This is a genomic window from Streptomyces sp. NPDC000075 (genome assembly GCF_040301925.1).
Classification (GTDB): Bacteria; Actinomycetota; Actinomycetes; order Streptomycetales; family Streptomycetaceae; genus Streptomyces; species Streptomyces polychromogenes.
The window spans coordinates 94605-107621 of the sequence record NZ_JBEPFL010000032.1 but is presented as its reverse complement, the minus strand read 5'-3'; the positions used below and the strand labels follow the sequence as shown (position 1 = coordinate 107621).

Sequence of the window (13017 nt, the reverse complement as noted above, 5' to 3'; positions counted from 1 at the left end):
GGTCGCCGACATCCTGCTCTACCAGGCGAACGCCGTCCCCGTCGGTGAGGGCGGTCTCGGCGGGCGCCTCGGCGGCGGCGCCGCCGGGCGGGCCGGCCGGCCGGGAAGCCGCGCGGCGGCGCCTGCGCGGGGGCAGGTTGTCGCTGGGGCTGCCGGCGTCGGCGGCGGGGGTGTTCTCGTTTTCGTTGTCGAGCATGCGGGCGGTTCTCCCGTCACGCTCCCGGGCGCCGCGGCTGACATCCGGTCCGGCACGACTCCGCGCGATGTACGCGGAGCCGGCCTCCGGGGCGCGTTCGCCACACGGGAGCTGTAGTCCATGGCCGCCGGTTCCGTACGTCTTTGTCCGTACGGCCTGGCGGAAGTCTTCAGGTCAGTGCGCTGCCCGACCCAGGTGGCTCCCGAGTGCCAGGGCGGCGCGACGACGACGATCCCTACGCGGCGGGACCTTCCGGCGCCTTCGCGTCGGCGTTCACGGCGGCCGTGGGTGGGGCGGCCGTGTCAGCCTCGCGGTCGGGCGCGAGCGGGTCGGTCACCGTGCCGGACTCCTCGTCGAAGAGCCCCTGCGCCAGCCTGGTCACCGCAGCGGGGACCGGCGGCGCCAGGTCGGCCACAGCGTGGAGACCGGACAGGACGTCGTCGGGTCGCACGGCAGGTGTCAAATGCCGAACAACCAGCCGCAGTATCGCACAGGCATTGTCCAGCGGCCTATCAACCTGGGCCGGAAGGGCTTCGAGGCTGACCACCGCGCCCCGGGTGTCGAAGGTCCTGATCCCGTTCTTGGTGCGGCGCTGCACCTCCACCGTCCCTGCGGCGAGGAACGCCTCCACCGCGCGCTGGGCGTCGGCGGGCTCCACGCCCTCCAGGCGCAGCTCCCAGACGGAGGCCGTCAGCCGGTCGGCGAGACCGGAGGTGCGGGCCTCGACCGCGTCGACGATGTCGAGGCCGAGCGGCATCGACTCGTCGAGCAGCTTGCGCAGCGTCTCGGGGTCGCGGGGCGCGGCGAGGGCGATCTCCAGGTACTCGGCCTCGCTGCCGGTGCCGGTCGGAGCGGCGTTCGCGTACGAGACGCGGGGGTGCGGGGTGAAGCCCGCCGAGTACGCCATGGGCACCTCGGCGCGGCGCAGGGCGCGCTCGAAGGCGCGCTGGAAGTCTCGGTGGCTGGTGAACCGGAGGCGGCCACGCTTGGTGTAGCGCAGTCGGATGCGCTGCACCACCGGTGCGGGAGGCGGGCCTTCGGGCTGTCGCTTGCCCAGTGGTTCTTCTCCTTGTGCGGGGCGTCGCGGCTCGCGCGCCGCCCTGAGTTCCGTCGACCCGTCCGGTTCACCCCCGCCGGTGCGGCAGGGAGATCTCGGGAGCGGGTGCCGCGTCGGCGGCTGTCGTACTACCCAGAGTACGCGCCCGTGACCTCGCCGGTTCCCGGGCGGGCCCCCCGAAGAGCACCCGCCGCACCTCGGCGCGCGCCTCGCGCACGGCGGCGCGGGAGGTCCGCCACACCTGGCGCAGCGCGTGCCCGACGGGGGCGGCCACCTGCCGGTGGACCCAGGCGAGGGGCCGGGCGACGCAGCCGCGCCACAGCCAGCGCAGTCCGCGTCCCAGCGCGCGGGTGATCCGGCCGGCGAGGTGCCAGGCGGGCGCGAGGACGTGCCGGACGAGGAAGACGACGGGCGGCGCGAGGACGTGCACGGCCACCCAGGCCGCCCCGCGTCCGAGCGGCAGGACCGCGTACCGCCACAGCCCCACCCAGGGCCAGACGAACACCAGCAGACGGGCCCCGCGCACCAGCCACCGCACCCCGTGCCCGAGCGGCGTCAGCACCCGCCGGTAGAGCCAGGCCAGCGGCGGTGCGACCAGGTCCCGCAGCACCCATCCGAGCCCGGCCCCGACGGGCGCGAGCACGTACCGCCCGACGGCCAGCGCCACCCAGGCGACGCCCATCCCCAGCGGCCGCAGCCCGTAGCGGTACAGGGCGGCCCCGGCCGGAGCGACGAGGTACCGCCACGTTCCCACCCAGGGCCAATAGAAAACCACCAGCACGAGCGGCTTCAGCAGGTACCGCCACAGCCGTACGAGCCCCCACCCGAGGCCGTTGCCGAGCGGCGCGAGCACATGCCGCCCGAGCCCCCGCGCACAGGCCGCGACCAGGTCCCACACCACCCGCACGGGCAGCACCAGCAGCACGGCGACGACCTTCACCGGCACCCTGACGACCCCGGCCAGACACCCGTCCCCGGCGGGCACGGTCTGCCGCTTCTCGATTTCCATGCCGCTAAGGACACCAGACCCGGCCGAGCCGTTGCGCCACCCCGCGGATGGCGGCACCGCACGCGCGAGCGCCCCCCGCCGGATTTCCGGCGGGGGGCGCTCGCGTACGGGATCAGATCACTTCACCACGGACAGCGGCAGCAGCTTCTTGCCCGTGGGGCCGATCTGGATGTGGGTGTCCATCTGCGGGCAGACGCCGCAGTCGAAGCACGGGGTCCAGCGGCAGTCCTCGACCTCGGTTTCGTCGAGGGCGTCCTGCCAGTCCTCCCACAGCCAGTCCTTGTCCAGGCCGGAGTCCAGGTGGTCCCAGGGGAGGACTTCCTCGTACGTGCGTTCGCGGGTGGTGTACCAGGCCACGTCGACGCCGTACGCGGGCAGGGTCTTCTCCGCCGCCTGCATCCAGCGGTCGTAGGAGAAGTGCTCGCGCCAGCCGTCGAAGCGGCCGCCGTCCTCGTAGACGGCGCGGATGACGTCGCCGATGCGGCGGTCGCCGCGCGAGAGCAGGCCCTCGACGATGCCGGGCTTGCCGTCGTGGTAGCGGAAGCCGATGGAGCGGCCGTACTTCTTGTCCCCGCGGATCTTGTCGCGGAGCTTGGTCAGGCGGGCGTCCGTCTCCTCGGCGGAGAGCTGCGGGGCCCACTGGAACGGGGTGTGCGGCTTCGGGACGAATCCGCCGATCGACACCGTGCAGCGGATGTCGTTCTGGCCCGAGACCTCGCGGCCCTTGGCGATGACGTTGATCGCCATGTCGGCGATCTGGAGGACGTCCTCGTCGGTCTCCGTCGGCAGGCCGCACATGAAGTACAGCTTCACCTGGCGCCAGCCGTTGCCGTAGGCGGTGGCGACGGTGCGGATCAGGTCCTCTTCCGAGACCATCTTGTTGATGACCTTGCGCATGCGCTCGGAGCCGCCCTCGGGGGCGAAGGTCAGGCCGGAGCGGCGGCCGTTGCGGGTCAGCTCGTTGGCCAGGTCCACGTTGAAGGCGTCGACGCGGGTGGAGGGCAGCGAGAGGCCGATCTTGTCGTCCGTGTAGCGGTCCGCGAGGCCCTTGGCGATGTCCGCGATCTCGGTGTGGTCCGCGGAGGAGAGGGAGAGCAGGCCGACCTCTTCGAAGCCGGTGGCCTTCAGGCCCTTCTCCACCATCTCGCCGATGCCGGTGATGCTTCGCTCCCGCACGGGGCGCGTGATCATGCCGGCCTGGCAGAAACGGCAGCCGCGGGTGCAGCCGCGGAAGATCTCGACGGACATCCGCTCGTGGACGGTCTCGGCGAGCGGGACCAGCGGCTGCTTGGGGTAGGGCCACTCGTCGAGGTCCATGACGGTGTGCTTGGAGACGCGCCACGGCACGCCGGAGCGGTTCGGCACGATACGGCCGATGCGCCCGTCCTCCAGGTACTCCACGTCGTAGAAGCCCGGGATGTAGACGCTGCCGGTCTTCGCGAGGCGCAGCAGCACCTCCTCGCGGCCGCCCGGACGGCCTTCGGCCTTCCAGGTGCGGATGATCTCGGTCATGTCGAGGACGGCCTGCTCGCCGTCGCCGATGACGGCCGCGTCGATGAACTCCGCGATCGGCTCGGGGTTGAAGGCCGCGTGGCCGCCCGCGAGGACGATGGGGTGGTCGACCGTACGGTTCTTCGCCTCCAGCGGGATGCCGGCGAGGTCGAGCGCCGTGAGCATGTTGGTGTAGCCCAGCTCCGTGGAGAAGGACAGGCCGAACACGTCGAAGGCGGAGACCGGGCGGTGGCTGTCGACCGTGAACTGCGGCACCTGGTGCTCGCGCATCAGGGCTTCCAGGTCCGGCCACACCGAGTAGGTGCGCTCGGCCAGGACGCCCTCGCGCTCGTTGAGTACCTCGTAGAGGATCATGACGCCCTGGTTGGGCAGGCCCACCTCGTACGCGTCGGGGTACATGAGCGCCCAGCGGACGTCACACGCGTCCCAGTCCTTGACGGTGGAGTTCAGCTCACCGCCGACGTACTGGATGGGCTTCTGCACATGCGGGAGCAGAGCTTCGAGCTGTGGGAAGACCGACTCGGACATCACGCGACTTTCGTGAAGCGGGCAGGGGGCGACTCTCAAGCGTACCTTGAGGCCCGGGCCCCCTTCTCCACGTGATCATTTCGGGGCCGCCCGCGACCGGCGGGACTCCGCTTTGGCCCAGATGGCCGGAAGCCGGTGTTCCAGGCGGGAGGACAGGCCTTCCTCACGGCCGTAGAGCAGGCCCCAGGTGAAGGCGGACTCCCCCGCGTCGGAGGCCTGGGCGCTGAGGCCGAGGAGGGCCTCGCGGGTGACGACCGCGTCGCGGTGTTCACCGAGGAGGGTCTGCACCTTCTTGGCGGCCTTCGCCAGGCGCCGGGCGGGCTTTCCGAGGGCGGGGGCGGCGGTCTCGGCGGCGTAGCGGGCGCGTTTGGCGGCCTTGCGGGCCTCGTGGAGGGCCCGGTCGCGTTCCTCGCCCGGGTCGAGGGCGAGGGCTGTGGCGACCCGGTCGGCGAGCCGGTCCCAGTCGCGCAGGACGGCTTTGCGCAGGGGACGGGAGGCGGGGCGGGCGGCGGCCTTGCGCAGGGGCGGGGCGGCGAGGAGGGCGTCGACGGAGTCGAGGAGGTCGAGGTAGCGCTCGCCGTCGAGGGCGGCGACGGCGCGGCGGCGGGTGCGGGCGCGGCGGGTGGTGTTCCAGGCGCGGAGCCGGTCGCGGACCGGGCCGGCGCGCAGGGCGGGCGGGAGTTCGGCGAGGCGGGCGCGCAGCCGTTCGAGGAGGACCTCGCGGTCGCGGTCGGCGCCGAGTTCGGCGCCGAGCCAGCGCAGCTCGGCGCGCAGGGGGTCGGTGGCGGTGCGGTCGAGGACCTTGCGGTGGGTGGCGAGGGCGCTGCGCATGCGGCGGGTGGCGACGCGCATGCGGTGGACGGAGTCGGGCTGGTCGCGGCGTACGGCGGGGTCCTGGGCGACGAGGGTGTCGCGCTGTTCGCGCAGGTACGCCAGGACGTGCGCGCCGGCCGTCCCGTCGGCGGGGCCGGGGGCGGGGCGGTCGGGGGGCGGGGCCGCGCCGAGGGCGGCGAGGGCGCGGACGGCTTTGGAGGGGGCGTCGGAGGGGTGCAGGCCGGCCTCGGCGAAGCGGGCGGTGACGGCGTCGAGGAGGGCGGGGTCGGCGCCTTCGGCGAGTTCGACCTCGATCTCGGTCCAGGCGGTGGCGGCGTTGCCGCGTTCGGCGCGGACGGAGTCGGTGCACAGGTGGGCGAGGAGGTTGCCGTCCGCGTCGAGGAGGTCGTCGGTGCGGCGTTCGGAGCGCAGCCGGACGCGGGGCTCCAGTCCGGTGCGGCGGGTCCGGGAGCGGACGAGGGCGGCGAGTTCGGGCGGGATGCCGTCGGAGAGGGGGGTGCGGACCTCGTCGCGGACGCCGGGGGCAACGGGGAGTTTGAGGTGCCAGCCGGCGTCCTCGCCGCCGGTGCGGCGGCGCAGGGTCAGGCCGTCGGCGGCGAGCGCTCCGTCGGGGGTGTCGTAGTAGACGGCGTCGAGGAGGGCGGTGCCCCGGTCCCGGACGGCGGCGATGGCGGCGGTGCCGGTCAGGTCGGGGACGCGGCGCCGGGCGCCGGCGTCCTTCCGGTCCCGTGCCGCCTTCTTCCCCCGGCCGCCGGGGCCGCTGCCGCCCTTGCCGCCACGGCCCCCGGTGAACTCGAATTTCCGCTCGATCTCGCGCTGGGTGTCCGCCATGGATCGAATCTAGTCCCGATCCGGCGCGGTGGCAGGGCGCTGCGCACGGCGGCGTGAAGCGGCCGGCGCGGCGCCCGTTTCAGGCCGACATCGGGCGCTGCACCCTTATCGACTGGAGGAGTCCGACGGCCACCCAGACGGCGAACATGGAGGAGCCGCCGTAGGAGACGAACGGCAGGGGCAGGCCGGCCACGGGCATGATGCCGAGGGTCATGCCGATGTTCTCGAAGGCCTGGAAGGCGAACCAGGCGATGATCCCGGCGCAGACGATGGTCCCGTAGAGCTCGGTGGTCTCGCGGGCGATCACGCAGGCCCGCCACAGGATGACGCCGAGCAGGACCAGGATCAGTCCGGCCCCGACGAATCCGAGTTCCTCGCCGGCGACGGTGAAGACGAAGTCGGTCTGCTGTTCGGGGACGAACTGGCCGGTGGTCTGGGAGCCCTTGAAGAGCCCGGAGCCGAGCAGGCCGCCGGAGCCGATGGCGATGCGCGCCTGGTTGGTGTTGTAGCCGACGCCGGCGGGGTCGAGGTCGGGGTTGGCGAAGGCGGCGAAGCGGTTGATCTGGTACTCGTCGAGAACGCCGAGCTGCCAGATCAGGATCGCGCCGGCGGCGCCGGAGGCGAGCAGGCCGACGACCCAGCGGTTGGAGGCGCCGGAGGCGAGCAGCACGCCGAGCACGATGACGACCATGACCATGACGGAGCCGAGGTCGGGCATCAGCATGACGATGCCCATGGGGGCGGCGGCCAGGCACAGGGCCTTGACGACGGTGCGGTGGTCGGGGTGTTCGAGGTCTCCGGCGTCGACCCGGGCGGCGAGCAGCATGGCCATGCCCAGGATGATGGTGATCTTGACGAACTCGCCGGGCTGGAGGGAGAAGCCGCCGCCGATGACGATCCAGGCGTGGGCGCCGTTGATGGTCGAGCCGAGCGGGGTGAGCACGGCCAGGACGAGCACCAGGGAGAGCCCGTAGAGGATCGGCACGGCTCCGCGCAGGGTGCGGTGACCCAGCCAGATCGTGCCGATCATCAGGACGAGGCCGATGCCGGTGTTCATGGCGTGGCGGGTCAGGAAGTAGTACGGGTCGCCCTGGTTGAGGGTGGTGCGGTTGCGGGTGGCCGACCAGACGAGCAGGGCGCCGAGGAAGGACAGCGCGAGCGCGGACAGCAGTATCGGCCAGTCGAGCCGGCGCAGGACGGAGTCCCGCGAGGTCAGCTTGGCCACGGCCCCGCGCTCGGGTGCGTACCGCGAGACGGAGAACTTGTTGGCGGTCTGCATCGGGTCCTCAGTCCTGCTTGTGCGCGGGCGGAGCCGGCGGTCCGGCGAGCGCGGGTGGTGCGTCCTCGGGGGACGGGGGCACGTAGGGGCGGATCTCGGGGGCGTCGATGGAGCCGTCGGGCTGGATGGCGGGCAGGCCTGCCTCGGGCTTGAGCAGGAGGGCCTTGGAGGTGTCCTGCTTGCCGGCCATGTCGAGGCCGTAGATGGCGTTGTAGATGTTGCGGACGGCGGGGCCGGAGGCGCCGGAGCCAGTGCCGCCCTGGGAGATGGTCATGACGATGGTGTAGTCGTCGGTGTAGGTGGCGAACCAGGAGGTCGTCTGCTTGCCGTAGACCTCGGCGGTGCCGGTCTTGGCGTGCATGGGGATCTGCTTCTGCGGCCAGCCGCCGAAGCGCCAGGCGGCGGTGCCGCGGGTGGCGACGCCCTCCAGTGCTTCGCTTATCTGCTGCCGGGTCTTCTCGTCCATGGGCAGCTTGCCGTGGGCCTGCGGCTTGATCTCCTCGACCTTCTTGCCGTCGGCGCTGATGACGGCCTTGCCGATGGTCGGGTTCCACAGGGTGCCGCCGTTGGAGATGGCCGCGTAGATGGTGGCCATCTGGATCGGGGTGACGAGGGTGTCGCCCTGGCCGATCGAGTAGTTGACGGCGTCACCGGCGCGCATGAGGTTGCCTTCGAGGCAGTTCTCGTAGGAGAGCAGCTCGACGTAGGTGCCGCCCTTCTTGCCGGTCTTGCACCACTGGTCCTTGTTGGCCTCCCAGAAGCGCTGCTTCCACTCGCGGTCGGGGACGCGGCCCTTCTCCTCGCCGGGGAGGTCGACGTGGGTCTCGGCGCCGAGGCCGAACTGGTGGGCGGTCTTGTAGAAGATCTGCGCCGGGTTCTTGATGGGGTGGAGGCCGCCGTCCTTGAGCCACTGCTGGTGGCCGAGGGCGTAGAAGACGGTGTCGCAGGAGACTTCGAGGGCCTGGCCGAGGGTGATGTTGCCGTGGCCCTGGGACTCGAAGTTCTTGAAGACCTGGCCGCCGATGGAGTACGAGCTGGGGCAGGGGTAGCTGCCGTCGAAGGGGTAGCCGGCGTTGACGGCGGCGGTGGTGGGGATGACCTTGAAGATGGAGCCGGGGGCGGCCTGGCCCTGGATCGCCCGGTTCATCAGCGGGACGTTGGACTCCTTGGCGGTGAGCTTGGCGTAGTCCTTGCCGGAGATCCCGCCGACCCAGACGTTGGGGTCGTAGGTGGGGTTGGAGGCCATGGCGACGACCCGGCCGGTCTTGGACTCGAGGACGACCACGGCTCCGGCGTCGGCCTTGTAGGGGACGCCGGTGTTGCGGTCGATCTGCTTGCGGGCCTCGACCATGGCGGCGTTGAGCTCGTACTCGGCGACGCCCTGGACGCGGGCGTCGATGCTGGTGACGAGGTTGGCGCCGGGGACCGCGGGGTCGTTCTCGGCCTCGCCGATGACGCGGCCGAGGTTGTCGACCTCGTAGCGGGTGACGCCGGACTTGCCGCGCAGCTGTTTGTCGTAGGTGCGTTCGAGGCCGAAGCGGCCGACCTGGTCGGAGCGCAGGAACGGCGAGTTGGTCTTCTTGGCCTTGATGATCTCGTCGTCGGTGACCGGGGAGAGGTAGCCGAGGACCTGGCCGGTGTTGGCCCCGCCGGGGGCCGGGTAGCGGCGTACGGCGGTGGGCTCGGCGGTGATGCCGGGGAAGTCCTCGGGGCGTTCGCGGATCTGGAGGGCCTGCTGGGTGGTGGCCTCCAGGGTGACCGGGATCGGCTGGTAGGGGGAACCGTTCCAGCACGGCTGGGGGGTCTTGGAGTCGCAGAGGCGGACCTTGTCCATGACGTCCTGCGGCTTCATGTCCAGCACCCCGGCGAGGCGGGTGAGGACGCCCTTGCCCTTGTCCTTTATCTTCATCAGCTCGGTGCGGCTGGCGGAGACGACGAGACGGGTCTCGTTGTCGGCGAGCGGGATGCCCCGGGCGTCGAGGATGGAGCCGCGCACGGCGGGCTGGACGACCTGCTGGACGTGGTTGTTCTTGGCCTCGTCGGAGTACTCCGCGCCGTTGCGGATCTGGAGGTACCACAGCCGCCCGAAGAGGGTGAGCAGCAGCGAGAAGACGAGTACCTGGAGGATCACGAGCCGGATCTGCACCCGGGGGGTGCGGCCGGTCTCCGGAATGTTGGTCACTACCGCTCCCCCGTCACAGCTTCCTGACGCTCTTCACGCCCTTGACACCTTTGACGCCCTTTATGCGGCCGGCCCGGTTGGCGCGGCCGCGCGCGGTCATCATCCGCAGGCCGCCGCGCTGGCTGCCGATCCGCAGCCCGGTGCCGCCGGCCAGCCAGCCGGAGGCGACGTCCTTGCCCTGCGGGGGGCCGCCGTTCGCCTCGACGGCCATCGGGTCGTTCTCGGCCTTGCGGGCGAGGGCCATGATGAACGGCACGGTGAACGGCGCCAGCAGCAGGTCGTAGAGGGTCGCCGTGAACAGCAGCCCGACCAGGCCGACGTGGCGGGCGGCGGTGTCGCCGACGAGGGCGCCGACGCCCGCGTACAGGAGGGTGGAGCCGATCGCGGCGGCGACCACGGTGAGCATCGGCCCCCAGGCGGAGCGGAAGCGGCCGTTGTCGGGGCGGACGAGGCCCACCAGGTAGCCGATGAGGCACAGGACGAGGGCGTACCGTCCGGCGGCGTGGTCGGCGGGCGGGGCGAGGTCGGTGAGCAGTCCGGCGGCGAAGCCGATCAGGGCTCCGCTGACGTGCCCGTAGACCAGGGCGAGGGCGACGACGGTCAGCAGGACCAGGTCGGGGACGGCTCCGGGCAGCTGGAGCCGGCCGAGGACGGTGACCTGGAGGACGAGGGCGACGGAGACGAGCGAGCCCGCGAGCAGGATCCGGTTGATGCGCATGGCGGTCAGCTCCTACTCGTCGGCCGGCTTGCCGGAGACGCTGGCGGAGGGCGACGGGGTGACCGTGACGGTGACCGTCGGGGTGGGCTTGGGCGCCTCGGGCTTGGGCGGCAGGACGGCGTCGCGGGGGTCCTCGCGCGGGGGCATGACGACGACGCCGACGATGTCGAGGCGGGAGAAGCCGACGAAGGGGCGGACCCACACGGTGCGGGTCAGGTCGCCGCGCGAGGGGTCGACCTTGACGACCTCGCCGATCGGGACGCCCGGGACGAAGGGCTTGTTGGCGCGGGAGCCGAAGGTGACGAGCCGGTCGCCGGGGTTGATCTTGGCGCGGCCGTTGAGCATCTGGACGGAGAGGGCGCGGTCGCCCTGGCCGGTGGCGAAGCCGAGCTCGCCGGTCTTCTCCAGGCGGGTGCCGACGGTGAAGCCGGGGTCGTTGGCGAGGACGACGGTGGCGGTGTCGGGGCCGACGGTGGCGACGCGGCCGACGAGTCCGTCCCCGTTGAGGACGGTCATGTCGCGTTCGATGCCGTCCTTGCTGCCGGCGTCGATGGTGACGGTCCAGGAGAAGCCCTGGGCCGCTCCTATCCCGATGACCTCCGCGCCCTTGATGCCGTACTGTCCGGCGCCGGCCCGCTTGAGCATCTCGTCGAGCTCGTGGATGCGGCTCTTGGTGCGCTCGTCGCTGCCCAGCCGGGTCTTGAGCGCGGTGTTCTCGCGTTCCAGGGCCGTGATCCGGTTGTGGCGCTCGTCGGAGTCGCGGACGGCCCCTATGGCGTTGGCGACCGGGTCCACGGCGGTCGCCACCCCCTTCTCGACCGGGCCGAAGACGGCGGCGGCGGCCCGCCGGGCGCCGTCGACCGGCGAAGCCTCTCCCGCTCTGATGTCCACCGTGATCAGCGCGAACGCGACGGCGATCAGCAGTACCAGGAGCAGCCGGCTCTCTCGTGTGTCCCTCACGTGCGGCGGCCGTGCCTTCCTCGTAGAAACTCGTGCGGCGGAACCGTTCCGGCGGGGCCGGGGCGGCACCGGACTGTGCCTGTATATCAACGATCCGCCGCACGGGCGCGGCAGCACCCGTACGGCGGATCCTTGTGTTCCGCATGCCCCGTTACGGGGGTTTGATCACCGCCGGGGCTGGGCGTCCAGGACCTGCTGGAGGGCCTCGAACTCCTCGACGCACTTGCCGGAGCCGAGGGCCACGGAGTCGAGGGGGTCCTCGGCGATGTGGATCGGCATGCCCGTCTCGCGGCGCAGCCGCTCGTCGAGCCCGCGCAGCAGGGCGCCGCCGCCGGTGAGGACGATGCCGCGGTCCATGATGTCGCCGGAGAGCTCCGGCGGGCACTTGTCGAGGGTGGTCTTGACGGCGTCGACGATGGCGTTGACGGGCTCCTCGATGGCCTTGCGGACCTCGGCGGCGGAGATGACCACGGTCTTGGGCAGACCGGAGACCAGGTCCCGGCCGCGGATCTCGGTGTGCTCGTCCTTGTCGAGGTCGTACGCCGACCCGATGGTGATCTTGATCTGTTCGGCGGTGCGCTCGCCGAGGAGGAGCGAGTACTCCTTCTTGATGTGCTGGATGATCGCGTTGTCCAGCTCGTCGCCGGCCACCCGGATGGACTGCGCCGTGACGATTCCGCCGAGGGAGATGACGGCGACCTCGGTGGTGCCGCCGCCGATGTCCACGACCATGTTGCCGGTGGCCTCGTGGACGGGCAGGCCCGAGCCGATGGCGGCGGCCATGGGCTCCTCGATGATGTGCACCTGGCGGGCGCCGGCCTGCGTGGACGCCTCGATCACGGCGCGGCGCTCCACTCCGGTGATGCCGGAGGGCACGCAGACCACCACGCGCGGGCGCGCCAGGTAGCGACGCTTGTGGATCTTGAGGATGAAGTACCGGAGCATCCGCTCGGTGATCTCGAAGTCGGCGATCACGCCGTCCTTGAGAGGGCGTACGGCGACGATGTTCCCGGGCGTCCGCCCGATCATCTTCTTCGCCTCGGAGCCGACCGCCAGGATGCCGCCGGTGTTCGTGTTGATGGCGACCACGGACGGCTCGTTCAGGACGATTCCCCGGCCCCTCACGTACACCAGCGTGTTGGCGGTCCCGAGGTCGATCGCCATGTCACGGCCGATGAACGACATGTTGTTCCCCTTGTTCCCCATGAGGAGCGTCTGGCCTTCCAGTTGATAGCGGCTGCTGTCAGGTCGGCGAGGTGGGTGTGTGGGTGGAGGCCCCATCGTAGTGCCGCACGTACGGACATCGCGCGACGGGACTCCGGCGATCCCGCCGGAACGGATACCCGCCCCCTTAGTGGTGACGTCGTGTCCTGTCCATGCGTTCCCGGACGTGGCCCGCAATACCGAAGGGCGACCGAAATTACTTCGGTCGCCCCAGGTCATGAGCGCTATTCGGCTGATGTCGCGTCAGAAAGGAATGTTCCCGGCCGCTCAGAGGGAGGGGAAGAACAGCTTCAGCTCGCGCTCCGCGGACTCCTCGGAATCCGAGGCGTGGATCAGGTTCTCCCGGGTGATGGACCCGAAGTCACCCCGGATCGAGCCGGGCGCGGCGGCGATCGGGTCGGTCGGTCCGGCCAGCTGGCGGACACCCTCGATCACGCGTTCCCCTTCGACCACGAGGACGACGACCGGGCCGCTCGCCATGAAGCCCATGAGGGGCTCGTAGAAGACCTTGCCCTTGTGCTCGCCGTAGTGGGTCTCCAGGGTCTCCTGGTCCAGCGTGCGCAGCTCCAGCGCCGGGATGGTCCAGCCGGCCTTCCGCTCGATCCGGCCGATGATCTCGCCGATCAGGCCACGGCGGACGGCGTCCGGCTTGAGGATGACGAGCGTGCGCTGGGTCATGTTCCAACT

The 13017-nt window shown here is 71.5% G+C and carries 11 protein-coding genes; all 11 read right to left on the bottom strand.

Annotated elements, in window-relative coordinates:
* A partial coding sequence (locus ABT403_RS30175; protein ID WP_351650265.1) for a hypothetical protein occupies positions 1–196 on the bottom strand: 196 nt, incomplete at its 3' end.
* 235 nt (positions 197–431) lie between these two features.
* Positions 432–1211 carry a TIGR03936 family radical SAM-associated protein gene (locus ABT403_RS30170; protein ID WP_344156156.1) on the bottom strand — a complete coding sequence of 260 codons (780 nt, stop codon included), beginning with the start codon at positions 1209–1211 and terminating at the stop codon, positions 432–434.
* Between the two features lie 109 nt (positions 1212–1320).
* Positions 1321–2262: a hypothetical protein gene (locus ABT403_RS30165; protein ID WP_344156159.1), complete on the bottom strand. Its 942-nt coding sequence runs from the start codon at positions 2260–2262 to the stop codon at positions 1321–1323.
* A gap of 117 nt (positions 2263–2379) precedes the next feature.
* Positions 2380–4305 (bottom strand): TIGR03960 family B12-binding radical SAM protein, encoded by a 1926-nt coding sequence (locus ABT403_RS30160; protein WP_344156162.1) that lies wholly within the window; start codon positions 4303–4305, stop codon positions 2380–2382.
* Positions 4306–4377: 72 nt separating this feature from the next.
* A complete protein-coding gene (locus ABT403_RS30155) occupies positions 4378–5967 on the bottom strand; it encodes a CYTH and CHAD domain-containing protein (RefSeq protein WP_344156165.1) in 1590 nt (529 codons plus the stop codon).
* A gap of 79 nt (positions 5968–6046) precedes the next feature.
* Positions 6047–7246 (bottom strand): rod shape-determining protein RodA, encoded by a 1200-nt coding sequence (gene rodA, locus ABT403_RS30150; RefSeq protein ID WP_344156168.1) that lies wholly within the window; start codon positions 7244–7246, stop codon positions 6047–6049.
* 7 nt (positions 7247–7253) lie between these two features.
* On the bottom strand, positions 7254–9428 hold the full coding sequence (mrdA, locus tag ABT403_RS30145; RefSeq protein WP_344156171.1) for a penicillin-binding protein 2: 2175 nt from the start codon (positions 9426–9428) through the stop codon (positions 7254–7256).
* A gap of 13 nt (positions 9429–9441) precedes the next feature.
* Entirely contained in the window at positions 9442–10146 is a 705-nt protein-coding gene (mreD, locus tag ABT403_RS30140) for a rod shape-determining protein MreD (RefSeq protein ID WP_344156174.1), read from the bottom strand.
* 12 nt (positions 10147–10158) lie between these two features.
* Positions 10159–11106, bottom strand: a complete 948-nt coding sequence (gene mreC, locus ABT403_RS30135) for a rod shape-determining protein MreC (RefSeq protein WP_344156177.1) — start codon at positions 11104–11106, stop codon at positions 10159–10161.
* Positions 11107–11271: 165 nt separating this feature from the next.
* Positions 11272–12291, bottom strand: a complete 1020-nt coding sequence (locus ABT403_RS30130) for a rod shape-determining protein (RefSeq protein WP_008738981.1) — start codon at positions 12289–12291, stop codon at positions 11272–11274.
* 306 nt (positions 12292–12597) lie between these two features.
* Positions 12598–13008 carry a nucleoside-diphosphate kinase gene (ndk, locus tag ABT403_RS30125; protein ID WP_344156180.1) on the bottom strand — a complete coding sequence of 137 codons (411 nt, stop codon included), beginning with the start codon at positions 13006–13008 and terminating at the stop codon, positions 12598–12600.
* Positions 13009–13017 lie beyond the last annotated feature (9 nt).